Source organism: Streptomyces durbertensis (assembly GCF_014156695.1).
Classification (GTDB): Bacteria; Actinomycetota; Actinomycetes; order Streptomycetales; family Streptomycetaceae; genus Streptomyces; species Streptomyces durbertensis.
Genome location: NZ_WMLF01000021.1, coordinates 1 through 25,018 on the forward strand (window position 1 = coordinate 1; position 25,018 = coordinate 25,018).

General features: G+C 72.1%; 13 protein-coding genes and 6 pseudogenes. 3 read left to right on the forward strand and 16 right to left on the reverse strand.

The features are described 5' to 3' along the window. Window positions 1–198: 198 nt before the first annotated feature. Window positions 199–865: pseudogene (locus tag GL263_RS02660) on the reverse strand (transposase). Window positions 866–899: 34 nt separating this feature from the next. Between GL263_RS02660 and GL263_RS02665 the strand changes: the two are divergent. Continuing rightward, window positions 900–2,080, forward strand: a pseudogene (locus tag GL263_RS02665) (IS3 family transposase). A 32-nt stretch (window positions 2,081–2,112) separates the two neighbouring features. Here GL263_RS02665 and GL263_RS02670 read toward each other — a convergent pair. The 13 genes and pseudogenes from GL263_RS02670 to GL263_RS02730 form a co-directional block, all read right to left on the reverse strand. Beyond that, window positions 2,113–2,597: pseudogene (locus GL263_RS02670) on the reverse strand (IS5 family transposase); the annotation flags it as partial. Window positions 2,598–2,621: 24 nt separating this feature from the next. Continuing rightward, window positions 2,622–3,400, reverse strand: a pseudogene (locus tag GL263_RS02675) (transposase). 328 nt (window positions 3,401–3,728) lie between these two features. Further along, window positions 3,729–5,594: a translational GTPase TypA gene (gene typA / locus GL263_RS02680; RefSeq protein WP_182853908.1), complete on the reverse strand. Its 1,866-nt coding sequence runs from the start codon at window positions 5,592–5,594 to the stop codon at window positions 3,729–3,731. Between the two features lie 227 nt (window positions 5,595–5,821). Continuing rightward, window positions 5,822–8,194: an ABC transporter family substrate-binding protein gene (locus tag GL263_RS02685; RefSeq protein ID WP_182853909.1), complete on the reverse strand. Its 2,373-nt coding sequence runs from the start codon at window positions 8,192–8,194 to the stop codon at window positions 5,822–5,824. 227 nt (window positions 8,195–8,421) lie between these two features. Beyond that, window positions 8,422–9,273 (reverse strand): ABC transporter permease, encoded by an 852-nt coding sequence (locus tag GL263_RS02690; RefSeq protein ID WP_182853910.1) that lies wholly within the window; start codon window positions 9,271–9,273, stop codon window positions 8,422–8,424. Continuing rightward, on the reverse strand, window positions 9,270–12,086 hold the full coding sequence (locus GL263_RS02695) for a CocE/NonD family hydrolase (protein WP_182853911.1): 2,817 nt from the start codon (window positions 12,084–12,086) through the stop codon (window positions 9,270–9,272). The genes GL263_RS02690 and GL263_RS02695 overlap by 4 nt, the downstream gene beginning before the upstream one ends. Before the next feature lie 133 nt (window positions 12,087–12,219). Beyond that, window positions 12,220–13,971, reverse strand: a pseudogene (locus GL263_RS02700) (ATP-binding SpoIIE family protein phosphatase); the annotation flags it as partial. Window positions 13,972–14,353: 382 nt separating this feature from the next. Further along, window positions 14,354–16,798: a SpoIIE family protein phosphatase gene (locus GL263_RS02705; protein WP_182853913.1), complete on the reverse strand. Its 2,445-nt coding sequence runs from the start codon at window positions 16,796–16,798 to the stop codon at window positions 14,354–14,356. A 317-nt stretch (window positions 16,799–17,115) separates the two neighbouring features. Continuing rightward, a pseudogene (locus GL263_RS02710) lies at window positions 17,116–17,232 on the reverse strand (SPOR domain-containing protein); the annotation flags it as partial. Between the two features lie 177 nt (window positions 17,233–17,409). After that, complete coding sequence (locus tag GL263_RS02715; RefSeq protein ID WP_182853914.1) at window positions 17,410–18,162, reverse strand: GntR family transcriptional regulator; 753 nt, start codon at window positions 18,160–18,162, stop codon at window positions 17,410–17,412. Window positions 18,163–18,368: 206 nt separating this feature from the next. After that, on the reverse strand, window positions 18,369–19,937 hold the full coding sequence (locus GL263_RS02720; RefSeq protein WP_182853915.1) for a S8 family peptidase: 1,569 nt from the start codon (window positions 19,935–19,937) through the stop codon (window positions 18,369–18,371). A 275-nt stretch (window positions 19,938–20,212) separates the two neighbouring features. Continuing rightward, window positions 20,213–20,728 carry an Asp23/Gls24 family envelope stress response protein gene (locus tag GL263_RS02725; protein WP_182853916.1) on the reverse strand — a complete coding sequence of 172 codons (516 nt, stop codon included), beginning with the start codon at window positions 20,726–20,728 and terminating at the stop codon, window positions 20,213–20,215. A 43-nt stretch (window positions 20,729–20,771) separates the two neighbouring features. Further along, window positions 20,772–22,133, reverse strand: coding sequence for a VWA domain-containing protein (locus GL263_RS02730; protein ID WP_500294560.1), 1,362 nt, complete (start codon window positions 22,131–22,133; stop codon window positions 20,772–20,774). 119 nt (window positions 22,134–22,252) lie between these two features. Here GL263_RS02730 and GL263_RS02735 point away from each other — a divergent pair, with 119 nt between their 5' ends. Continuing rightward, on the forward strand, window positions 22,253–22,540 hold the full coding sequence (locus tag GL263_RS02735) for a metal-sensitive transcriptional regulator (protein ID WP_182853917.1): 288 nt from the start codon (window positions 22,253–22,255) through the stop codon (window positions 22,538–22,540). 73 nt (window positions 22,541–22,613) lie between these two features. Here the strand turns inward: GL263_RS02735 and GL263_RS02740 are convergent, their stop codons facing one another. Continuing rightward, on the reverse strand, window positions 22,614–23,990 hold the full coding sequence (locus GL263_RS02740) for an MBL fold metallo-hydrolase (RefSeq protein WP_182853918.1): 1,377 nt from the start codon (window positions 23,988–23,990) through the stop codon (window positions 22,614–22,616). Window positions 23,991–24,238: 248 nt separating this feature from the next. Between GL263_RS02740 and GL263_RS02745 the strand changes: the two genes are divergently transcribed. Then, window positions 24,239–24,649, forward strand: coding sequence for a DUF302 domain-containing protein (locus GL263_RS02745; protein ID WP_182853919.1), 411 nt, complete (start codon window positions 24,239–24,241; stop codon window positions 24,647–24,649). A gap of 48 nt (window positions 24,650–24,697) precedes the next feature. Here GL263_RS02745 and GL263_RS02750 read toward each other — a convergent pair. Continuing rightward, window positions 24,698–25,018 (reverse strand): fluoride efflux transporter FluC (locus GL263_RS02750; RefSeq protein ID WP_182853920.1); only part of this gene is annotated, 321 nt, incomplete at its 5' end.

Here is a 25,018-nt window from a genome sequence, read left to right on the forward strand (position 1 = left end):
ACCTGGGAAGTGCCTCCGACGGTGGCAGAAACAAGGACCTCGACAATCCTCATTCTTGCTGGTCAGAGGCACTTCTCGCTTACCTGACCACCCGTCGGACAGACCGCTTCATGAAAGCGCGAGGCTAGGCCTGGCCGCTAATTCGCCACGGGCACGCAGGAAGGTGGTCATGCGGCCTAAAGGTTGTCTCGTAAGGGGTCAGCTGTGGGCGAGGTTGTGCATGTGGGCGATGCCGGTGGCGGCCCAGTAGACGCCGTTGCCGCGGCGGCGGCAGTCGCGGAGGATCTTCCAGGTCTTCATGCGCGCGAAGACGTGCTCGACGCGGGCTCGCACCCGGCGGTGGGAGGCGTTGTGCTCCTCTTTCCAGCCCGGAAGGTGGGCCTGTCCGGGTCTGCGGCGGTGCGGGATGATCGCGCTGGTGCCCTGGTAGCCGCCGTCGGCAACCACTATCGCTTCCCCGCAGGCCGCTTCGGCACCCGAGGCGTGGAAGGCGGTGCAGTCGTTGCGGTTGCCCGGCAGCGGGTCGCCGACGGTGAACACCAGACGGGTGTCCGCCTGGATGACGACCTGGAGGTTCGTCGAGTAGCGGGTAGTTCTTCGACGGCGCTGCCACGGCGCGATCGCGGGTGGGGACCAAGGTGCCGTCCACGATCAGCACCTCGTGTCGCTTCGGGCGTCGCCGCAGCGGCTGGAGCGCGAGCCAGGGCGCGTGACGGTCGATGATCCGTCCGACTGCGGCCACCGAGATGCCGAACAGTGGGGCGACCTGCCGCATCGTGAGGTTGGTGCGGTAGTACACCGCGACCAGGAGCACGCGGTCGGCCAGCGGCAGGGGTCTGCTGCAGGGATAGGTGACACCTGTCATAGCCTGCCGGGAGGCGGGCTGGGAGGATGTCGTTATGCCCAAGCCGTACCCGCGTGAGTTCCGGGATGATGTGGTGCGTGTGGCCCGGAATCGTGAGCCGGGGACCACGCTCGCCCAGGTCGCGAAGGATTTCGGGATCAACGCGTCCACGCTGAACTCCTGGCTCCGTGAGAGCGAGCGCGACGAACGCCCCCGCGCCGCTGCTGACGCCTCGGTTGCGGAGGATGCGGATCTGCGTGAAGCGCGCCGCAGGATCAGGCAGTTGGAGCAGGAGAATGAAGTCCTGCGGAGGGCCGCGGCGTAATCTCTCGCAGGCGCATCTGCCGGGAAAATGATCTACCCGCTCGTCCGTGAACTGGCCGCCGACAACATTCCCGTGGCGGTGACGTGCAAGGTTCTGGGGATCGCCCGCCAGCCCTACTACCGCTGGCTGGACAAGCCGGTGACCGATGCCGACTACACCGAGGCATACCGCGCCCACGCTCTGCTCACCGCGCACGAGGAAGATCCCGAGTTCGGCTACCGACTCCTTGCCGATGAGGCCAGAGCCGCAGGTGAGGCCATGGCCGAGCGGACCGCGTGGCGCCTGTGCTCGCGGGCGGGGTGGTTCTCCCGCTTCGGCAAGGCCAAGGCCGCCAGGCGGCGTCCGGGGCCGGCGGTCCATGACGACCTCGTCCAGCGGAAGTTCACCGCCGCCGGCCTGAACGAGCTGTGGCTGACCGACATCACCGAGCATGCCACCGCGGAGGGAAAGCTGTACCTCTGTGCGGTCAAGGACGTCGCTTCCGGCCGTATCGTCGGCTACGCGATCGACGACCGCATGAAATCCAGACTGGCGGTGAACGCGATCAACAACGCGGTCGCGATGCGGAAGGCCGCCGGCAGAAGGTCGCGGGATGCGTGGTCCACTCGGACCGCGGCAGCCAGCTCCGCGCGAAGAAGACCCAGAAAGCCCTGAACCGACACGAGTTGATCGGTTCCATGGGGCGGGTCGCGTCGAGCGCGGACAACGCGGCCATGGAATCGTTCTTCGCGCTGCTCCAGAAGAACGTCCTTGACCGCCGGCCCTGGGCCACTCGCGGAGAACTCCGGATGGCGATCGTGACCTGGATGGAAAGGACCTACCACCGCCGAAGACGCCAACGCTCCCGCAGCATGCTGACCCCCATCGAATACGAGATTATCAACCCCACGCAGCTGACCCAAGCCGCGTAACCCCACCTGTCACCTCAAACTGCAGCAGACCCGATGCCTGCCATAACGGTCTCGAAGGTTGGGGCGTCGCCAGCCTGACCTGCGGTGACGTGAAGAGCCAGAGGCCGTGCACGGCTGTCGCTGGCGAGGTGAACTTTCGTACTCAGGCCGCCGCGCGAGCGTCCGAGGGCATGGTCGTCGGGTTCGGCCCGGCCTGGTGCCCCCTTTTCCTGGCACCGGCAGCATGGTGGTGAGCACGGCAGACGGTGGAGTCCACCGACACGGTCCAGCCGAGGTCGGCGTCAGCGTCGGCTGCTGCCAGGACTGCGGCGAGGATGCGTTCCCAGGTGCCGTCTACGGCCCACCTGATCAGGCGTTTATGAGCAGTCTGGAACGAGCCGAGCTCGTCCGGCAGGTCCCGCCAGGGCGAGCAGGTTCGGTACTTCCACGCGATGGCTTTCAAGGTTCGGCGGTGATCCGCCCATCGCCGACCGCGGACCGGATCGGCCGGCATCAGCGGCTCGATCCGGGCCCACATCGCGTCAGTGATCACTGAGCTTCTTCAGCGTTGCAACTCCAGTGTGAGGACGGCCTTGGCGATTGACGTCATGCGGTTGGGGCTGCAGCGAGACCTGCGGAAGATCCGCCAGGACTTCAGGCGGGCGACGCCGCGTTCGACGGGTGCGCGTGCTGCGGCCAGGGCACGGTTGCGGGTCTTGTCGGTGGGGGTCAGTTCCTGTAAGGGCTTGCGTTGATGCCAGTGGTCAGCCAGGGGCCGCCGCCCTGGTAGGCGAGATCGGCCACGATGGGAACGCCCTGGCGCTCGCAGGTCCGGATGATCCGGTGGGTGCGGGCTGGGGGTGCCCCCGGCCGGAGGCTGGGGGAGGTCAGGTCGTGGGTGCGGCCCGGCAGGGCGGGTGAGAGCCACAGCAGTCGACCGTCGGGATCGGTGACGACCTACACGTTCACGCCGTGGCGGCGGTGTTTGTGGGAGTAGTCGGCCCGGCCGTCGCCGACCCGGTCGCATTCGGCGAGGGTGCCGTCGAGCAGGACGAAGTCGGGTTCGTGCTCACGCAGCGTCTTGAGCAGGCCCGGTGCACGTGCGGCGAGCAGGTGGATGACGGCGTTGGTGTAGGCGTGGGCGGTGGATTCGCTGATGCCGAACCCGGCGGCGATCTTCGCCAGGGTGGTGTGTTCGCGCAGGTACACCAGTGCCACCATCGCGCGCTGGGACGGGCGGAGCTTGCAGCGCCGGTCGCCCTCACGGGTGACGATCAGCATGGTGACCCACTCCACGAGTGCGTGTTGCGGCAGGTCGAGTGCGGCAGGATGCATGACCAACGAGGCCCCCGAGCAAGGTGATTGAGACGTCAGACATCTCGATCAACAGCCCGGGGGCCTCGCTCGTTGCGGTCGCAGGAAGTCACCTGATCGGTGGCCATCTCGAAGAAGCTCACTAATCGGACAGACACATCCGATCAACTGACCAACCGGTCAAAGAGACACGCCCTAGTTCGCGAGCATATGACCGGAGGCGCGGACTCCGTTGGGGTCGACAGTACTCCAAGCTGACGACCCCAACGGAGCACCGATGAATCATCAAGCGCCCTGGCCAGAATTGCCGCGGTATGCACCCGCTGGAACAGCGCAGTAACAAGGAACGGTGGGGTCAGCGCTTGGAGCGCGACAGCGCGCGCGCCCGCTCCTTCTGGTCCAGCACGACCTTGCGGATGCGAACGGCGTCCGGGGTCACCTCGATGCACTCGTCCTCGCGGCAGAACTCCAGCGACTGCTCGAGCGAGAGCTTGCGCGGCGGCACCAGGTTCTCCGTGGTGTCGGCCGACGCGGCCCGCATGTTGGTGAGCTTCTTCTCCTTGGTGATGTTCACGTCCATGTCGTCGGAGCGCGAGTTCTCACCGACGATCATGCCCTCGTAGACCTCGGTGGTGGGCTCGACGAAGATCACGCCGCGCTCCTGGAGGTTAAGCATCGCGAACGGTGTCGCGACGCCGGCCCGGTCGGCCACCAGGGAGCCGCTGCGGCGGGTGCGCAGCTCGCCGAACCACGGCTCGTGCCCCTCGGAGATGGAGTGCGCGATACCCGTGCCACGGGTCTCCGTCAGGAACTCGGTACGGAAGCCGATCAGGCCGCGCGAGGGCACGATGAACTCCATCCGCACCCAGCCGGAACCGTGGTTGGTCATCGTCTCCATGCGGCCCTTGCGGGACGCCATGAGCTGCGTGATCGCGCCCAGGAACTCGTCGGGGGCGTCGATGGTCATCCGCTCGACCGGCTCGTAGAGCTTGCCGTCGACCTCCTTGGTGACCACCTGCGGCTTGCCGACGGTCAGCTCGAAGCCCTCCCGGCGCATCGTCTCCACCAGGATCGCCAGCGCCAGCTCGCCCCGGCCCTGGACCTCCCAGGCGTCCGGGCGCTCGGTCGGCAGCACCCGCAGCGAGACGTTACCGATCAGCTCGCGGTCCAGCCGGTCCTTCACCAGGCGGGCGGTCACCTTGTGGCCCTTGCCGCCCTTGCCGACCAGCGGCGAGGTGTTGGTGCCGATGGTCATCGAGATGGCCGGCTCGTCCACCTGGATCAGCGGCAGCGCGATCGGGTTCTCCGGGTCGGCCAGCGTCTCGCCGATCATGATGTCCGCGATGCCGGCGACCGCGCAGATGTCACCGGGGCCGGCCTCCTCGGCCGGCTTGCGGGTGAGCGCGTCCGTCATCAGCAGCTCGGTGATCCTGACGTTCTGGACCGAGCCGTCGCGCTTCATCCACGCGACCGTCTGGCCCTTGCGGAGCGTGCCCTGCTGCACCCGGCACAGGGCGATACGGCCCAGGAAGTTGTCCGCGTCCAGGTTGGTGACGTGCGCCTGGAGCGGGGCGTTCTCCTCGTACGAGGGCGCCGGCACGGTCTCCAGCAGCGTGGTGAAGAACGGCTCCAGGCTGTCGCTGTCAGCCGGGACGGTGCCGTCCTCCGGCTTGGTCAGCGAGGCGATGCCGTCGCGGGCGCAGGCGTAGACGATCGGGAACTCGATCTGGTCCTCGGTCGCGTCCAGGTCCAGGAACAGGTCGTACGTCTCGTCGACGACCTCGGCGATCCGCGAGTCGCTGCGGTCGGTCTTGTTGATGCACAGGATCACGGGCAGCTTCGCCTGGAGCGCCTTGCGCAGCACGAACCGGGTCTGCGGCAGCGGGCCCTCGGAGGCGTCCACCAGCAGCACCACCGCGTCGACCATCGACAGACCGCGCTCGACCTCGCCACCGAAGTCGGCGTGGCCCGGGGTGTCGATGATGTTGATCGTCACCGGGCCGCCACCGCCCTTGGGGTGGTACTTCACCGCGGTGTTCTTCGCGAGAATGGTGATGCCCTTCTCGCGTTCGAGGTCGTTGGAGTCCATCACCCGGTCGTCCACCTGCTGGTGGGCGGCGAAGGCGCCGGCCTGCTTGAGCATGGCGTCGACGAGGGTGGTCTTGCCGTGGTCGACGTGGGCGACGATGGCGACGTTACGGATGTCGTTGCGCGTGGGCATGGCTAGCGGCCGCTTCTCCGGGGTGTCGTGGATGCTGCGCAACCTTCCGGGTCACGCGCCCGCCGGACTGATCATCTGCCACGGCCAGGCTCTCCCATGTTACGGCCCGTACGGGCAACGCTCCTCCCCGGCCGCTCGCCGGGCGGGTGTCGGGAGCGGCGCGAGCCCGGCGGGACGGACCGTGTCCGTCCCGCCCGGGCCGGTGTCCCGCCGCGGTCGGCGCGTACTCAGGAGCGGTAGGCGATGTCCTGGTAGCGGGGGGTCTCGAAGCCGAAGGCACCCGCGTTGACCAGCTTCTTGTTCACCGCGACCAGCTCCGGCCGCTGGTACAGCGGCACCGAGCCGGCCACCGCCCACACCCGGGCGTCGATCCGCCGCAGCAGGTCCTGGCGGGCCCGGTCGTCCAGCTCGTTCGCCGCCTGCTCGAAGAGCAGGTCGATCTGGTCGGTGCCGACGCGGGAGTAGTTCTGCTCGATCATCAGCGTCCCGTTCGGCGCCGGCACCGGCTTGGCGAAGACCGGGCGGGCGTCGGTCACCGGGAAGGCGCTCACCGGCCAGGAGAACAACGCCAGGTCGAAGTCGCCGGAGGCGATGTGGTCGGCGAAGTACGACTCGTCACGGACCTGCTGGAGTTCGGTGCGCACCCCGACGCGCTCCAGCATGTAGGCGATGCGGTGGCCCGTGGAGCGCAGCTGCTCGGAGCCCGGGCCGGCCGGCAGCACCATGCGCAGCACCAGCTCCTTGCCCTCCTTCGCCCGCACCAGGCTGCCCTCGGCGCGCAGCAGCCCGCCGACGAACCGCGACAGCGCCCGGTACGCCTCGTCCGCCGCCTTCCGGGACTCGTCGGCCCGGTCCCGCAGCGCGGTGAGACGTTCGCCGCCCTCGCCCTCCGCGGCGTCCGCCGCCCGCTCGTCCGCGTACGCGGTCTGCCGCAGCAGTCCGACGTGGGCGGTCGCCGAGCTGTGGGTGAGGCCGCCGAAGACGGGCGCGGTGACGGTGTGCGGGGAGCCGCCTTCCTTGTCGGCGGTCGTGCTCCTGGCCGCCTTGGCCTTGGCGTCCTCGGCGCTCTGCTCGGCGTCCGCGCCCGAGGCGGCCCGGGCGCCGGGCAGCGGACCGCCCTTCCAGCCGGCGGAGGCCAGCAGCCCGGCGGCCGCCTCCGTGCCCGGCTTGCCCAGCGCGGCGCTGCTGTCGTGGTAGCCGTCCTGGCCGGCCAGCCGCAGATGGCTGCCGAGCGGCTTGCCGGGCAGCCCCACCGGGCGCATCGCCTCGGCCGCCAGCTTGTCGCGGTCCAGGGCGCGGGCGATGGCCCGGCGGACCCGCTCGTCGCGGAGCGGTCCGGAGGTGGCGTTCATGGTGAGCTGGGTGTACGCCGGCCCCAGCGCGCGGCGGACGGTCAGCTCGCGGAGGTTCTTGCGCTGTTCGGCGGCCTTCGCCGCGGCCTCGGCGGCCTTGGCGGCGGCCTTGGCCGACACCTTCCCGCTCTTGCCGTCGGCCTGCTCGTCGACGTCGGCTTCCGCCTCGACGTCGGCTTCCGGCGCCTCCGCGTCGGGCTTCGTCTCGGCGTCGGCGTCGGCGTCCTTCTCGGCGTCCTTGTCGGCGTCCTTGTCGGCCTTCTTCTCGGCGTCCTTGTCGGCCTTCTTCTCCGGCTTCTCCTGCTTTTCCGGCTTGGCGGCCTTCTCGGGCGGGGTGTCCGCGCCGGACTCCCGGCCGCCGTCGAGCACCTTGGTGAGTTCCGACGCCTCGATCTCGGCGAGGTCGAGCTTGCCCTCGGCCAGCGCCTTCGCCCGCTTCCCCCGGGCGACCGGGGTGAGCACGATCGAGTCGAGCCGGGCCCGGTCGCCCCACCACTTCGGGTTGCGTTCCAGGGTGACCGTGCGGGCCTTCTTGCCCAGCTCGCCGTCGTCGGCGAGCTGGAAGGGGCCTGCGGCGGCCGGCAGGCGGGTGCGCGACGCCTCGTTGAACGCCTTGGGGTCACCCATCACCGAACGCGGGTACAGGGGCGTGAACAGCGACTTCCAGTCGCTGTAGGGGCGGGCGAAGGTGACCTTCACCTGCCGCGGCTTCTCCCCCGACTCGATCTTGTGGATGCGGTCGTAGCCGGCGTTGCGGGCGCTCCAGTAGGCGCTGTCGCTGCCGCTGAGCGCCTTCCACTGGGCCTCGAAGTCGCCGGCGCCGATGGCCTTCCCGTCGTTCCACCGGGCCTTGTCGGCGAGGGTGTAGACGACGGTCTGCTGCGGCTCGCGCGCGGTGACCTCGGCGGACTTCAGGTAGTCCGGGTTGGCCTGGGGGACGCCGCGGGCGTCGAGGGTGAAGAGGGCCGGCAGCGTGGCGGCGGCGATCCGGTCGGTGGCCTCGGCGGCGTCGGACTGGAAAGCGTTGAGGGTGCTGGGCATGGCGTCGACCGCCCAGCGCAGGGTCCCCCCGGTGGCGGTGCGGTCGCGGGCGACGGCGGAGACGTCGCGGGTGGCGCCTCCCTTGCCCTCACTGGGTTCGTCACCCGAGCCGCAGCCGGCGAGGACCGGCGGCAGCAGCGCGCCGGCGGCGAGCACGGCCACGCAACGCCGGCGGAAGGCGGTGTCGGGGGCTGGCGAGGCTGGCATTTGCGGTGTACCTCCGGGGCGCCACGCATACGAGTCACACGGACACATATGCCGTTCATCACATCTATTGCCCCAGCTGTAGCGGCGGCCCCCTCGCTCACCACGGCGACACGACGCCGGGGCCGCCAACCCCACCCGGTTGGCGGCCCCGGAAGAACCCGTCACAGTGTTCGCATCAGGACACAGCGCCCTGTCGTGTCCTCAGGACACAGCGCCCTGTCGTGTCCTCAGGACACGACGTCCTTGCGTCCGAAGCCTCGGAACGCCAGTGCGAACAGCACCAGCGCGTAGGCGAGGGACACGGCGGTGCCCTTGACCATGCCGTCCCACACCAGTTCCGGCTGGAGCGCGTCCAGCCAGGCGAACTGCCAGTGCGCGGGCAGGAACTCGCGCCAGTCCTCCAGGGCGGTGACCGCGTCCAGCACGTTGCCGAGGATGACCAGGCCGACCGCGCCGCCCACCGCGCCCAGCGGCGCGTCCGTGCGGGTGGACAGCCAGAACGCCAAACCGGCGGTCACCAGCTGGGACAGCACGATGAACAGCACGGCGAGGCCGAGCCGCAGCAGCGCCTCGTCGGCCGGGAGCGCGCCGCCGGTGGGGATGCGCAGCGGCCCCCAGCCGTAGGCGACGGTGCCGACCGCCAGCGCGACGAGCGGCAGCAGCACGATGGCCGCCACGCTGAACGCCAGTGCCACCACCAGCTTGCTCCACAGCAGCCGCCACCTGGGCACCGGCGCCGCCAGCAGGTAGCGCAGCGAGGACCAGCCGGCCTCGGAGGCGACGGTGTCGCCGCAGAACAGCGCCACCGGGATGACCAGCAGGAAGCCGGCGGAGACGAACAGCGAGACGGCCGCGAAGTTGAGTCCCGAGGCGGTGGCGGTGTCCATCAGGGTGATCCGCCGGCCGGGCCGGTCGCCGTCGCCGATCGCGAAGGCGATGAGCAGGATGAACGGCAGGGCGGCCAGCAGCCCGCCCATCACCAGCGTGCGCCGGCGGCGCAGCTGCCGTACGGCCTCCACCCGCAGGGGGAGAGTGTGGCCCGGCCGGTAGCCCGGGGCGGCCTCCAGATGCCGGTTCATGCGGACGGTCCTCCGATCATGGTCAGGAAGGCGTCCTCGAGGCGCCGGTTGGGCCCGAAGCGCTCGACGGGCAGGCCGGCGGCGACCAGGGCGCCGAGCACGTCGGCGGGGGTCGCGCCGTCCAGCCGCAGCAGCAGTCCGCCCTCGGGCGGCGGGGCCGGCTCGGCGGAGGTGACGCCGGGCACGGCGGCCGCCTGCTCGGCGTACTTGGCCAGCCGTTCGGCGTCGGGCTCGCCGGCGAGGCCGACGAGGAGGCTGTCGCCGGCGCCGGTGATCTCGGCGACCGGCCCGGCCTGGACGAGCCGGCCCCGGTCCATGACCACCAGGTGGCTGCAGGACTGCTCGACCTCGGAGAGGAGGTGGCTGGAGACGATGACGGTCCGGCCGGTCTCCGCGTAGCGGATCATGACCTCGCGCATCTCCCGGATCTGCGGCGGGTCGAGGCCGTTGGTGGGCTCGTCGAGGATGAGCAGGTCGGGCAGGCCGAGCATGGCCTGGGCGATGGCGAGCCGCTGCCGCATGCCCTGGGAGTAGGTGCGCACCGCGCGGTCCAGCGCCTCGCCGAGGTCGGCGATCTCCAGTGCCTCCTCGACGTGCGCGTCCCCGGCCGGACGGCCGGTGGCCCGCCAGTACAGTTCCAGGTTCGCGCGTCCGCTCAGATGGGGCAGGAAGCCGGCGCCCTCGACGAAGGCGCCGACCCGGGAGAGCACGGGCGCACCCGGCCGCACCGCGTGGCCGAAGATCCGGATCTCTCCCGCGTCCGGGGTGATGAGGCCCATCAGCATGCGCAGGGTGGTGGTCTTGCCGGCGCCGTTCGGGCCCAGCAGTCCCAGGACCTGGCCCTTCTCCACCCGGAAGGCGACGTCGCGGACGGCGTAGCGGTCGGCGGAGCCGGCGTACCGCTTGCTGAGCCCGGTGATCTCCAGCGGTACGTCGGCGAGTTCCGGGTCGGTCTCGGCGCGGCCGGGGCGTGGGCCGCCCCGGCCGCGCCGGGCCGTGAGCAGCAGGGCGGCCGCGACGAGGGCGCCGGCGAGCGGCAGCCCCCAGACCCACCAGGGGAAGGCCGCCGCCTCGGCGCGCACGGCGGAGGCCGTCGGCACGCTCAGCGCCGGGTCGGCGAGCGACACGGTGTAGTCGGCGGCCTGGAGCGGGGAGGCGTAGGCGAGGTCGGTGGAGGCCACCACGAGTTCGAGCCGGTGGCCGGCCTTGACCTCGTGGTCCACGGCGGGCAGCCGCAGCCGGACGGTCCGGCCCTCGTCGGCACCGGTGACCCGTACGGGGCTGACGAGTTGGGAGGGCAGGGTCCGCCGTCCGTCGGGGGCGACGTCGTAGACCTTGCCGAACAGCACGGCCTCCGTCCCGCTCCCGTCCCGGGTCCGGTCCGTGGCGCCGGAGGCGCGGACGTGGACGGTGGCGGTGGGTGTGCCGGTGATCCGCTGTGACCGTTCGAGCGGCTTGGAGCGGAAGGCGGCGAACTGGCCGGGCATGTCCTGGCTGATGCTGACGTTGAAGGACCGCAGCTGGTCCAGGCCGCCGCCGAGGCCGGGAATGGTCGACAGGGAGGGCGGGCCGGCGCCCGGCGGGTTGCGGAACGTCTGCTGCGGGCCGGCGAGCGGCACGTCCACGGTTCCGGCGCGCAGCCCGGGGTAGTCGGAGGCGCTGGCTCCGCGCAGCGTCGCCGAGCCGTTGGTGGAGTTGATGCCGCCGGTGCGGGAGACCCGGAAGGCGGGTCCGGTGTCGACGGACTCGTCCCCGCGCAGGTGCCGGTCGAACCAGGAGGTGACGCGTTGCCGGACCCGGTCGATCTCGTTGTCGCCGCCGTCGTGGCCGCCGGCGATCCAGTCGACGGCCACGGGCGCGCCGTTCCCGCTCACCGCGCGGGCGATGCGGTCGCCGTGGTCGAGGGGGAAGAGGGAGTCGGACTGGCCGTGCACCAGCAGCGTCGGCACCCGGATGCGGTCGGCGAACGCGGCCGGGCTGCGCTCGGCGAGCAGTTTCCTCGCCTCCGCGTCGGGTCGGCCGGACTCGGCGACCCGCTCGTACATGCGGCACAGCTCGGCCTGGAACCGGCCGCAGCCGTTGTGGGGCCGGGTCTGCGGGCGCTCGGCGGAGTTGCCGCCGCCGCGCCGGGGCGGGTCACCGGGGTTCTCGTCGGCGCCGGACCGGCCGGGCACCCCGCGCTGGTCGCCGTCGGGGGCGAGGGAGCCGGTGGTGAAGAAGACCCCGGCCCAGAGCTTCTTGTAGACGTTCTCGGGGAAGAGCGCGTCGGCGAGGTCCCAGTAGGTGATCATCGGGGCGATGGCGTCGACGCGTTTGTCCTGACCGGCGGCGAGCAGCGCGGCGGCGCCCGCGTAGGAGGCGCCGGTCACCCCGACCCTCGGGTCGCCCTCGCCGTCGAGCTGGACCTCGGGGCGTTCCGCGAGCCAGTCCACGAGGCGGCGCACGTCGGCGCCCTCGCCCTTGGGGTCGTTGAGGCCGATCCGCCCGGTCGACTTGCCGAAACCGCGCGCGGACCAGGTCAGCACGGCGTAGCCGTCTCTGGCCAACTGCTCCGCCTGCTCGGTGAGTTCGTCCTTGTTGGCACCGAAGCCGTGGCCGAGCAGGACGGCCGGACGGCGTCTGTCGGACGGTCCGGTGGTGAAGAACGAGGTGTCGATCCTCGCGTCCGGCATGGTGAGGCGCTGGTCACTGCGGTGCACGGGCTCCGGGGAGCCGGTCACCACGGCGGTGGCGGCCCCCGCCCCGCCGAGCAGCACAAGCGCCACGGCCCCGGCGACGAGTCGCCGCCGGGTCGCGGCCAGTCGAAGTCCCATGTCCAGCACCCTAAGACGTCCGGCCGGCGACCGGCGAAGGGCCCCGTCCGTCACACCCGGCGAAGGGACGACCATCGCGACCGGCGCAGGAGCCCACCCGCGCGCTCGACCGCCGGCCGGCGCGGGTGGGGCCCTACAGCGCCGGGTACGCGTCGAGCAGGGCCTGCACCGGGTCGACCTCGCGGGAGGTGGCGGTCTTGGGCTGCTTCAGCTCGAACCAGACGGCCTTGCCCGCCGGGGTCCGCCGGCTGCCCCAGCGCGCGGACAGCAGCTCGACGAGCTGGAGGCCGCGGCCGCCCTCGTCGGTGTCCCGGGCGCGGCGGCGCCGCGGCTGGACCTGCCCGCTGTCCCACACCTCGCACACCAGGCAGTGGTCGAGCAGCAGCCGCAGCCGGATCGTGCCGGCGCCGTACCGCAGCGCGTTGGTGACCAGCTCGCTGACAAGCAGCTCGGTGGTGTCGGTGAGGGCGCCCAGGTCCCACTCGGCGAGCTGAGCGCGGGCCAGCTCGCGGGCGCGGGCGACCGAGCGGGGCTCGGCCGGCAGCCGCCAGTCGCCGACGGCGGAGCCGGGCAGACCGTGCACCCGGGCGAGGAGCAGCGCCATGTCGTCGTCGCCGTCGACGTCGATGCCGGCGAAGACCCCGTCGCAGACCTCCTCCAGTGGGCGGTTGCTGTCGACGAGGGTGCTGCGGAACGTCTCCAGGCCGACGTCCAGCGACTGGTGGCGGGACTCCACCAGCCCGTCGGTGTAGAGGGCCAGCAGGGCGCCGTCCGGCAGCTGGATCTCGATCTGCTCGAACGGCTCGCCGCCCACTCCCAGCGGGACGCCCTTGGGGACGTCGGCGAGCAGGACCGGCGCCGGGGAGGCGCCGGGCATCCGGGTGGGCTCCACGAGGACGGGCGGCAGATGGCCGGCGTTGGCGATGGTGCAGCGCCGGGAGACCGGGTCGTAGACGGCGTAGACGCAGGTGGCCAGATACACCTCGGCCAGGTCGCCGTCCTCGCGGCGGCTGTAGCGGGTGTCGCCGAGGCCGCGCGCGATCTCGTCCAACGCCTCCAGCACCTCGGCGGGTTCGAGGTCGAGGAGGGCGAGCGTCCTTACGGCGGTGCGCAGTTCGCCCATGGCGACGGCGGCGCGCAGCCCCCGGCCCATGACGTCGCCGACGACCAGCGCCGTGCGGTGGCCGGGGAGCCCTATGACGTCGAACCAGTCGCCGCCGACCTCGGTGGCGGCGGCGCCGGGCCGGTAGCGGCAGGCGATGTCCAGGCCGGCCGCCTCGGGGTTGCCCGGCGGCAGCAGGCTGCGCTGGAGTATCAGGGCGCGTTCGTGCTCGCGGCGGTACAGGCGGGCGTTGTCGATGCACACGGCCGCGCGGGCGGCCAGTTCGGCGGCGAGCGCGGCGTCCCGGTCGCCGAACCGCTCGCTGCCCTTGGCCCGGGAGAACTGCACGAGGCCCAGCACCCGTTCACCAGCGATCATCGGCACGGCCAGGGTGGAGTGCACCACGATGCCGAACGCCGACACGGCCTCGCCGTCGCGGTTCTCCACCGGGTGCAGGGACTTGACCCGGGCGGTACGCAGGGCCGCGGCGCAGGGCGACTCGAACGCGTAGCGGTGGGTGGAGCCGAGCGGCACGGTGTCCGGGTCGGAGCCGTCGCCGACGGCGCTGGCGAACGCGACGCGGCGCAGCGGGGCGGAGCCCTCGCCGCTGCCCTGGTGCGGGTCGTCGCCGGCCAGCACCTCCTCGTAGAGGTCCACCGAGGCGAGGTCGCAGAACTGCGGGACGGCGATGTCCAGCAGTTCCCGCGCGGTCCGCTCCAGGTCCAGGGAGTTGCCCATGCGTGCCCCGGCGGCGTTCAGCAGCGCCAACGCGCGGCGAACGTCGTCCGGCTTGCCCGCGTCGGCAGGAATCTCGCTCAACGCAGCCCCTTCCCCGTCGTCCCGGCTCACGCGCCCGGGTGCAGTCTTGCAGGAGTCGGCGCCTCGGCACACCGTCTTGGCCATCGTCCACAAGTCCGCTTCTCGCTTCTGCTACTGACAGCGTCCGGAATCTCATCCCGCGTCACATGCGTCTCGCCGTGAGCGTCGCTGCCTTCCCTTCTCATAACCACGGGCACCCGGGTCGAACCCCCGGCGTCCGCCCGGTGGGGGCGCCCCCGGCGCACGGCGCGCGGCGTGCGACGTCGCATGCCCCCGGCGCCACCCGGCGGGAACCCCTGAGCCCATAACCTCCGGGGCCGCGGGGCGGGCTGCGAACGGGCCTCGTTCAGGGCAGGTTGAGTTCGAACCAGACGGTCTTGCCGACCGGTCCCTGCCGGGTGCCCCAGCGGCGTGCCGCCTGGGCGACGAGCTGGATGCCGCGTCCGCCCTCGTCGTCCGGGTCGGGGACGCGCTGGCGCGGCGGGTCGGGCAGCGAGTCGGACACCTCGACCAGCAGAGAGCTGCCGCGCACCATGCGGACGCCGATCGGGCCGTGGGCGTAGCGCAGCGAGTTGGTGACGAGTTCGCTGACCAGCAGCACGGCCTCGTCGGCCAGTTCGTCCAGCCCCCACCGGTGCAGCACCGCCCGCACCTCCCGGCGGGCCCGGCGCACGGCGCGGGTCTCGGTGGGGAACGTCCAGCTCGCGGAGCTGTCGTCCGGCAGCCCGCCGAGCTGGGCGACGAGCAGCGCCACGTCGTCGCCCTGGCTGGGCGCCCGGCCGCCGGGGGTCAGCAGGCCGAGCAGGTCGTCGCAGGTGTCCTCGATGTCGAAGGGTTCGCCGCTGCCGGAGAGCCGGCGCACCAGCCGGCCCAGGCCCTCGGTGATGTCCTCGCCCCGGGACTCGATCAGGCCGTCCGTGTACAGGACGAGTACCGCGCCCTCCTCCACGGTGAAGTCGACGGACTCGAAGCGCACGTCGTCACCGACGCCCAGCGGGGCGCCGGCGGGCAGGTCGAGCGGCACGGCGCGGCGCTGGCCGCCGGTGGGCGGGGTGTGGACGAGCAGCGGCGGGACGTGGCCGGCGAGGGCCACGGAGCACTGCCGGGTGGAGGTGTCGTAGACCGCGTAGACGCAGGTGGCCATGAGCGGTTCCTCGGGGCCCTGGGCGAGGTCGTCGGCGAGGTCGTTGATGCGGCGCAGCAGTTCGTGCGGCGGCAGGTCGAGCGGGGCGAGGGTGCGGACGGCGGTGCGCAGCCGGCCCATGGTGGCGGCGGCCCGCAGCCCGTGGCCCATGACGTCGCCGACCACCAGGGCGACCCGGCCGCCGGCCAGCGGGATGACGTCGAACCAGTCGCCGCCGACCTCGGTGCCGCTGCTGCCGGGCACGTACCGGAAGCCCACCCGGACGCCGGGCAGGCTGGGCACGCTCTGCGGCAGCAGACTGCGTTGCAGCATCAGCGCGCCCTCGCGCTCCCTGGCGTACAGCCGGGCGTTGTCCAGGGAGACGCCGGCCCGTCCCGCCAGTTCCATGGTGAGGGTGACGTCGTCCTGGTCGAACCCCTCGCGTTCGCCGGCCCGGCTGATGACCAGCAGGCCCAGCACGATGCCGCGGGCGCTGAGCGGCACGCACATCAGCGAGTGGATGTCGAGGTCGAGCGCGGCCTGCACCTTGGGGTCGCCGGGGTAGGTGGCGTCGAGCAGTTCGCGTTGCGAGGTGGCCAGATGGGGTCGGCCGGTGCGCAGTACGGTGGCGAAGAAGGAGTCGGGGGCGAGCGCCACGTCCTGGCCGGCGCGCAGCATGCGTTCGACGCGGGAGCCGGCGGTCTTGGCGGCGACGCCGAGTTGCAGCAGGGGGACGCCCAGGCGCGGGGCGGTCTCGGGGAGTTCGGCGCCCTGGACCACTTCGGTGCGCAGCATGACGCCGGCGTAGTCGGAGAAGCGCGGGACGAGCGCGCGGGCCAGGGCGCGGGAGATGCGGCGGACGTCGAGCAGGTCGCCGAGCGCCACGCTGACGTCGTCGAGCAGCTTCAGCCGCTGCCTGGCCCGGTCGATCTTCCGCAGTGCCTCGCGGCGTTCGGTGATGTCCATGATCGTGCAGCTGACGCCGAGCACGTTGCCGGAGCGGTCGGTGAGGCGGCTGTAGGAGACCGAGCGGGCGCCGAGCCCGTCGGGTGCGGGCATGACCATGTCGACGATCGTGCGCCCGGTCTCCAGCACGGCGGACTGGACCTTGTAGATCTCGTCGGCCATGAAGGCGGGCAGCACGTCCTTGACGGTGCGGCCGAGCAGTTCCTCCACCGGTGTCCTGTTGAGTTCGGCGAGGGCCTTGTTGACGCGGACGAACCGCTTCTGCTCGTCGAAGAGGGCGATGCCCAGTGGTGAGGAGTCGAAGAGCGCGTCCAGGGCGGCCAGGTCGTGTTCGATCGCGCGCAGCCTGCTGATCTCCACGACGTTGGCCAGAATGAACGGCTCGCCGTCGGCGTCCTCCAGCAGCGCGGCCTGCGCCTGCAGGTCGACGCCGTACCCGTCGCGGTGCCGTCCGCTGACGAAGCCCCGCCAGACCCGGCCGCGGCGCAGCTGGCCGTAGACACGCAGGGTGAAGTCGCCGGCCCCGTCGGAGAGCGTCATGAACTCCGTGAAACGACGCCCCGCGGCCTCCTCCGCGCGCCAGCCCAGCAGGTCCTCGGTGGTCGGGCTCCACAGCAGCACGCGCCCGCCGATGTCGAGGATGACCACGCCGATGGGCAGCGCGTCGAGCAGCGAGTCCGCTGAGTCCTCCGGCTGGCTCACTGCGCCACGTCCCTGCTCGGGTGGTCGTCCCCGAGCGCGGTCGGGTGGGGGTCACACTCTGCGCCCGGCGGCCGGCGGGCCGGCGGCCCACACCCCGATTGTGCACGTGGTCAGGCTCCGGTACCGCCCGGGTGCTCCAAACGCTCCACCAGGTAGCGCCGTGGCGCCGGTACCGGCGGCCCTCCGGCGGGGCCTTGTCCCCCGGGCGTGTCACGCCCGTCCGGCGCGGGGCCGGTGCCCCCGTCGGCGCTCTCGCCCTCGGCGCTCCCGCCGTCGGGGTCCTGCGGGGAGGCGGCGCCCGCCGGGCGTGCGGCGGCCAGGCGCTCGGCGAGGGCCTGGGCCTCGTTGAGCGTCGCGTAGCGGCCCACCCGGTAGCGGCTGCCGTCCTCGTCCTGTCTGATCACCAGCCAGGGCAGCGTGGCGCTCTCGTTCATCGGCGCCTCACCCCTTCTATGGGGGCGCGCGCCGGCGCACCTTGCAACGACCTCTGTTTCCGCATATGCCCGAGCCTACGCGTGACCCTAACGGAGCGCATTCGACTTGGCACAAGGAGATACGGATTCGGCCAGCTTCGGCCAGCAGAATCGTTTACCTGCGGACGGGGCCGCCGCTCACCGGACCGGCAGCCGGTGCACCACCCGGTAGCGGTCCGCCGGCACGACGACGTCCGCCGTCTCCACCGGCTGCCCGCCGGCGAAGAACGTACGCCCGATGACCAGCACGTGCTGCCCCGCCACCCCGCCCAGCTCCGCCATCTCCTCGGCGAGCCCGGGCCGGCTCGTCAGCTCCTCCAGGACGTTGTCCACCACCACCCCGATGGCGGCCATCCGCTCGACCACGCCCTGGCCGCCCAGCGGCCCCTCCTCCGGCAGCATGACGGGCGTGCGCCCGGTGACGGCCAGCGGCTCGTAGGACGTGGAGAGCATCACCGGCTCGCCCTCGCTGCGGAAGAGGTAGCGGGTACGCATCACCCGCTCCCCCGGCTTGACCATCAGCCGCTCGGCGATCGCCCCGGCCGCCTCCTCCTGCCGGCTGCGGGACTCCCAGGTGCCCTTGACCTCCTCGTCCGCCTGCTCCTGCCGGAAGGGGCTCACCCCGCCGGGGACGCGGTACCCGCTGCGCACCAGCCGGCGCGGCCGGGGCTGGTCCCGCACGTACGTGCCGGAGCCGGAGCGGCCCTCCACCAGGCCCTCCGCCATCAGCACCTTGCGGGCCTCCAGCGCGACCGTGTCGGAGACGCCGTACTCGGCGCGGATCCGCGCCTGGGAGGGCAGCCGGGAGTGCGGCGCGAGCGTGCCGTCGATGATCTTCTGGCGGAGATCACCGGCGACGCGGAGATAGGCGGGCTGCTCACCGAAGGACACGTGACCCCCTGGGCGGTGGGCGGGCTGACAGTGGGGACCAGCTTGGCAAGCCTTGCTCACCGCTCGCAATGAAAGGCCAATCGTTCACCCGAAGTGATGATGTCGTGCATCAACGCGCCCGACCCCCGCGGCGCGGGCCGCGGGGGTCGGGGTCTCACTTCCGCTCACTCACTCCCGGCCGGCAGGGCCGACCGGTCGCACGGGGCTCAGAACTGCAGGGCCCACTTGTCGATGTAGCCGGTGTCCCAGGTCGCGTTGTCGCTCACCCGCAGCTTCCAGGTGCCGTTGGCCGGCGAGGACGAGGCGTTGACCGTGTAGGTCTGGTTGATGTTGCGGCTGCTGCCACCGGTGCCGTAGTCCTTCAGCCGGTGCACGGTGCCGTTGGGGGCGACCAGGTCGACCCGCAGGTCGCCGATCCAGGTGTGCTTGATGTCGACCTCGACCTTGAGCGCCGAGGGGGCGTTGCCCGACTGACCGGTCACGCTGATCGGGGACTCGACCGTCGAGTGGTCGCGGATCGGGTAGTCGGTGGTGTTCTCGAAGCGGCCGCCGGGCTCACCCGGGTCGCCCGGGTCCGAGCCGCCGCCGCCGACCTGGAGCAGCTTGTTCGGCGAGCCGGAGCCCGGGTTGCCGACCTTGCCGGTCGCGGCCGCCGAGTCGATCGCCGCGCCGACCTGGGCCGGGGTGGCGTTCGGGCTTCCGCCGAGCACGAGGGCGGCGGCGCCGGCCACGTGCGGGGCGGCCATCGAGGTGCCGGAGATGGTGTTGACGGCGGTGTCGCTGGTGTGCCACGCCGAGGCGATGCTGGAGCCCGGCGCGAAGATGTCCACGATCGAGCCGTAGTTGGAGAACGACGAGCGGGCGTCGGTGTTGGTGGTCGAGCCCACCGTCAGCGCCTCGCCCACCCGCGCGGGTGAGTAGCCCGAGGCGTCGCGGTTGTCGTTGCCGGCCGCGACGGCGAACGTGATGCCCTTGGCGATCGCGTTGCGGACGGCGTTGTCGAGCGTGCTGTTGGCGCCGCCGCCGAGGCTCATGTTGGCCACGGCCGGCTTCTGGGCGTTGTTGGCCACCCAGTCGACGCCGGCGACCACGCCGGAGATGGTGCCCGAGCCGGAGTCGCTGAGCACCTTCACGGAGACCAGGTTGGTCTTCTTGGCGACGCCGTACGCGGTACCGCCGACCGTGCCGGCGACGTGGGTGCCGTGGCCGTTGCCGTCGTTGCCGTTACCGCCGAAGGCGTCGAAGCCGAACTTGGCCCGGCCGCCGAAGTCCTGGTGGGAGTGGCGGATGCCGGTGTCGATGATGTACGCGGTGACGCCCTGACCGGCGTGGTCGGGGTAGGTGTACTTCTGGTCCAGCGGCAGGCTCGGCTGGTCGATCCGGTCCAGGCCCCAGGAGGGCGGGTTGGTCTGGGTGGCGTCGATCGACACCCGCTGGTCCTGGACGACGGTCTCGACGCCCTTCTCGGCGGCGAGCTTCTTCGCCTGCTTCTCGGAGAGTTCGACCGCGAGGCCGTTGATGGCGGTCTTGTACGTGTGCTTGATCTTCGCGCCGTACTTCTTGGCGAGTGCCCTGCCCTCGGCCGACGAGGCGTCGTCGTCGAGGGTGATCAGGTAGCTGTTCTTGATCGCACCAGGTGCCCCGGCGTTCTCGATGGTGCCGACCGGGCCGTCAGCGGCGACGGCCGGGAGTGCGCCCGCGCCGAGGGCGACCGCCGCGGCGGTGGCCACGACGGCTGCTGACAATCTACGTCTGGGGGAACGCATCACTGTCATCAGTGTTCCTTCTTCAGGTGGTGCGCCGATGTGGGGTCGATCGCAGACGCGGACATGACATCCGTGTCCGCAGCGCAAAGATTCGCCGAGCCATAGGAATCAGGCAAGGGGGGCCGTCGGACTTCATGCGTCTGTCATGCAGATGTCACGCCAACCCGCATCAAGCGGAGCCAACTGTCCGGATACCGGGGCAATCTGAAGCCCACCCGGGCAAGACGACGCCGGCCCGCCCACGCTTCCCAGCGGGCGGACCGGCGCGAATCGGAAAGAGGACCTCACTCCACCCGGGCGGGCGCGGACTCCTCGTCGTCGTCCGGCAGATGGACGTCGTTGACGGCGATGTTCACCTCGACGACCTCCAGGCCGGTCATCCGCTCCACCGCCGCGACCACGTTCTCCCGCACCTCGCCGGCGACCTCCGGGATCCGCACCCCGTACTCCACGACGATGTCCAGGTCCAGCGCGGTCTGCCGCTCCCCGACCTCCACCCTCACCCCGCGCCCCACGTTCGGCCGGCCGCCGGGCACCCGGTCCCGCACCGCGCCGAGCGTCCGTGCCAGGCCGCCGCCGAGCGCGTGCACACCCGGCACCTCCCGGGCCGCCATGCCGGCGATCTTCTCCACCACGCCGTCCGCGATGGTCGTCCGCCCGCGGACGGCCGGCGCCGCGCCGGCACCGCCGGACGCGCCCGGGCTCACGACCACGGCGTCCCGCCCGCGCGACCGGTTCTCCGGCGGGCCGGCCTGCCCGACGGGTCCGCCGCCGGGGTCCGACGAGGTGTTCAGTGCCATCTCGCTCACTCCTCAGGTGTGTTGTCGATCCTTCGGGCAGGCCCTAACGGGCGGGCAGGATGCCGGCGGCGGCCGCGCTGCGCAGCCACTGCGGGAACTCCGACAGCAGCCTGTCGTACAGCTCCTCGTCCGCCACCTCGTTGATGTCGTCGACCGCGAAGAAACCCACGTTGTCCACCCGCCGGCCGGTCAGCGAGTCCAGGCGTTCCAGCACCCCGTAGTCGGACCGGCCGAGGCCCACGAACTGCCAGAAGACCGGCTCCTCCACCGCGTCCCGCAGCTCCTTCTCGATCTGGTCGTTCCGGTACACGCCGCCGTCGGAGAAGAACAGCACCAGCGTCGGGTCGGCGGCCGGATTGGCCCGGACGAAGTCCCGGACCTCGGCGATGACCTTCTGCTCCTCGTTCTGGACACCGACGAGCCGCATGTCGATCTGCCCGGGCTCCAGGCCGCGCTTCGCCTTCTTCGGCCGCCCGAACAGGCTCATCGCCCCCAACCGCACGTGCAGCCTCAACCACTCCGGCAGCTCCGCCAGTTGAAGATCGGGCAGTCGGGCCGGGTGGGTGGCGAACGTCCACGCCTGCAGCGCGCCGTCGTCGTCCAACTGCGCGGCGACCGCGGCCATCCGCTCCACGACGTCGGCGACCGTGCCCTTGGAATACAGCCCCGCCATCGACCCGGAGGCGTCCAGGACCAGGACGACCCGGGCCCGGGCGTTCTCGGCACCGTGCTTGCGGAGACTGACCGCCACCTTCTCCTTGCGCAGGGACAGCCGCTTCCGCATGTCCACGGGCAGCCGCTCCTCCGCCTTGGCGAACCGGTCACCGCCGGCGGGCGGAAGCGCCGCGGGGGCGACGGGTGCGGCGGGAGGCGGCTCCGGGCCGTCGTCGGCCACGCTGATCCCGTAGTCCGTGGCCAGTCCGGCCAGGCCGCTGTCGTACCCCTGCCCGACCGCGCGGAACTTCCACTGCCCGGCGCGCCGGTACAACTCACCGGCGACAAACGCCGTCTCGGTGGTCGCCGTCATGTCGAACGCGGCCAACTCGGCGCCGCTCACCGCGTCGAACAACGCCACCCGCAGGCCCGGCACCTGACCGAAGGTGCCACCGTCCGCCGAGGCCCCCAACAGCACACGCTCGACCGGTGGTTCGAGGCTTTCGAGGTCCACGGCAAGGGTGTCCGTGGAGCCCTGCTTCCCCTCGTGCCGCACCGCGCCCGACGCGTGCCGCGGCTGGTTGTAGAAGACCAGGTCGGCGTCCGAGCGGACCCGTCCACCACCGTCCAGCAGCAGCGCCGACGCGTCGACATCGGGCACCGACGGCCCGGAGGTCCAGGACAGCACGGCACGAACGGCGGACGCGGCGACCGGAAGGTTCCCGCCCTTGCTCAGCGTTGTAGACGTCACACCGACAAGTGTGCCGCAGTGTCCGCCGGTTGACCGGCCGTCCCCGGGACGGGCGGCGGCCGCACCCGCGGACCTGGGCTGCCATGCTTGTCCTCGTTTCGAAAGAGGGGGTGGTTGTCGTGGAACTGGACATGGCCGGCCAGGAGTTGCGCGCGGTACTCAACCGGCTGCGCCGGGCGCAGGGTCAGATCTCCGGCGTGATCCGGATGATCGAGGAGGGCCGGGACTGCGAGGAGGTCGTCACCCAACTGGCCGCCGCCTCCCGCGCCCTGGACCGGGCGGGCTTCGCGATCATCGCCACCGGCCTCCAGCAGTGCCTCACCGAACTACCGGACGGCGAGAGCGGGCAGGAGGACCGCGAGCGGATGAAGGCACGCCTGGAGAAGCTGTTCCTGTCCCTGGCGTGACGCGGCCTTCTGGCCTGGCCGGGCGCGGGGCGCCGCCGGGCGGGGTACGCCGCTGGGCGCGGCGGGGCGGTTCTCAGCCGCCGACCATCGGCAGCCCCGCCTCCGGCGCCGCGTCGAAGGAGTCGTCCACCAGGACGACGTCCCGGCCCGCCGCGTCCAGGATCGACGCCGCCATGGCGGCCCGCATGCCGCTCGCGCAGTGGGTCCACACCTCGCCCGCCGGCACCTCGTCGAGCCGCTTGTGCAGTGTGTGCACCGGCACATGGGCCGACCCGCGCAGATAGCCGGCCTCCCGCTCGGAGTCCCGCCGCACGTCCAGCACCACAACCGAGCCGCCGCCCGCGGGCTCCTCGGCGAGCACGCGCGCGAGGTCGGCGAAGGTGGCGCGCCGGTACCGGCGGGCACGCTCGCCCTCCCGCAGCCACCGCTCCGGTCCGCCGGTGGCCGCCGAGGCGGGCCGGTCGATGCCGACCCGGGCGAGTTCGCGCTGGGCGTCGGCCAGTTGCTCCGGCGACTCGGCCAGCAGGGTCACCGGCTTCCCCCAGGGGATGAGCCAGGCCAGGTAGGTCGCGAGGTTGCCGTCCGCCTCGAAGTTGTAGCTTCCGGCGACGTGGCCGGCGGCGAAGGCGACCCGGTTGCGCAGGTCGACCACCCATTCCCCGGCCGCGAGCCGGGCGCTGATCCCCTCGGGTGTGGCGGGTTCCGGCGGGGTCAGGTCGACCGGCTCCGGGCCGGCGGCGTTCCTCGGCGCCATGTGCGCGTAGTAGGCGGGCACGTCGTCCAGCCCGGCCAGCAGGTCTGCCACGAACGTGTCGACGTCCGTGAGCAGCGCGTCGTTCCGCTCCTTCTCCCTGCCGATCGTCGTCGACTCGTCCGGCGCCTGCACGGAGCTGCAGAAACTGCCGAAGCCGTGCGTGGGCAGAACGGACGTGCCGTCGGGGAGTTCGTCTGCGAGCAGCCGCGCCGAGGCGTGCTGGGCGCGGGCCAGCCGCTCGGTCAGTCGCGGCTCGACGAGGTCCGGGCGCCCGACCGCCCCCACCAGCAGCGACCCGCCGGTGAACACCGCCGCGGGACGGCCGTCGTCCTCCAGCACGTAGGAGGTGTGGTGCGGCGTGTGACCGGGCGTGGCCAGCGCGCGCAGCCGCAGGTCGGCGTCGACGTCCACCACATCGCCGTCGGCGACCGGCTCCCGGTCGAACGCGACGGTCGCGCCGACGGGCACCAGGTAGCGGGCGCCGGTGATCCGGGCCAGTTCGAGGCCGCCGGTGACGTAGTCGTTGTGCAGGTGCGTCTCCACGACGTGTGAGATCCGGACGCCTCTGCGGGCGGCAGCACCCAGGAGCCGGTCGACGTCACGGGGCGGGTCGACGGCGACCGCCGTCCTGGCGCCGCCGGCCAGATAGCTGCGGTTGCCGAGCCCCGGCACCTCGATGGTGTCGACAAAGAACACGCTCCCGACTCCTCTCGGCTCGCCCGGTCCGTCGAACGGCCCGCCGGAACGGACTGTCGGAGCGGACCGCCTTCCACATTACCCCCGGGGGTATACTGGCACCAGTCGGCAGAACCCACCGGCGCACACCGCCCGCCCGGTCCCGGGTACCCGACCGCCCGCCGGTCCAACCGGGCCCGTCCGCCCGGCACCGACCGCCACCGACACTCGCCACCGCGAGACGTCACCCGTAGACAGGGGGCCACACCATGCGCTACGACCGCACCGTCCTGCTCCGCTCCGACTTCCCCACCACCGTCACCGCCGTCCGCGAGGCGCTCGGCGACCAGGGCTTCGGCGTCCTCACCGAGATCGACGTGCCCGACGTCCTCCGCAGCAAGCTCGGCCCGGAAGCACCGGCCGACCTCGACGGCTACCTGATCCTGGGAGCCTGCAACCCGCGCCTCGCCATGCGCGCGCTGGAGGTGGACCCCACCGTGGGCCTGCTGCTCCCCTGCAACGTGGTGGTGCGGACGACGCCCGACGGGACCCTCGTCCAGGCACTCGACCCCAACGCGCTCGTGACCGTCACGGGGCTCGACGGACTGCGCGCCGTCGCCCACGAGGCCACCGCCCGCCTGGACGCCGCGCTCGGCGCGCTCGCCCGAGAACACGGCTGACGGACCCGCCCGCCCGCTCCGCTGCACGTTCCGCCCCCGCGCTCGCGCTCACCCGGACAGCGCGGCACCCCACGCGCCGCCCAGCCACACCGCGACCAGGCCCGCCAGCACGCTGCCGCCCGCGTTCACCGCCGCCAGCAGCCGCGCGCCGCTCTCGGCGAGCCGCAGCGTCTCGTACGAGAAGGTCGAGTACGTCGTCAGCGCCCCGGCCAGCCCGACCGCCAGCAGCAGCCGCGCCGGGGATTCGGCGGCGCCGTGCGCGGACAGGCCGAGCAGCAGACCCAGCAGCAGACAGCCCGCGACGTTGGCCGAAAACGTGCCCCACGGGAACACCGAGTCGTGCCGGGTCTGCACCGCGCGGTCGATCAG

Coding starts and splice junctions, on each gene's coding strand:
- typA (WP_182853908.1), bottom strand. CDS start 5,594: ATGCCCACGCGCAACGACATCCGTAACGTCGCCATCGTCGCCCACGTC.
- GL263_RS02685 (WP_182853909.1), bottom strand. CDS start 8,194: ATGCCAGCCTCGCCAGCCCCCGACACCGCCTTCCGCCGGCGTTGCGTG.
- GL263_RS02690 (WP_182853910.1), bottom strand. CDS start 9,273: ATGAACCGGCATCTGGAGGCCGCCCCGGGCTACCGGCCGGGCCACACT.
- GL263_RS02695 (WP_182853911.1), bottom strand. CDS start 12,086: ATGGGACTTCGACTGGCCGCGACCCGGCGGCGACTCGTCGCCGGGGCC.
- GL263_RS02720 (WP_182853915.1), bottom strand. CDS start 19,937: ATGACAGTGATGCGTTCCCCCAGACGTAGATTGTCAGCAGCCGTCGTG.
- GL263_RS02725 (WP_182853916.1), bottom strand. CDS start 20,728: ATGGCACTGAACACCTCGTCGGACCCCGGCGGCGGACCCGTCGGGCAG.
- GL263_RS02745 (WP_182853919.1), top strand. CDS start 24,239: ATGCGCTACGACCGCACCGTCCTGCTCCGCTCCGACTTCCCCACCACC.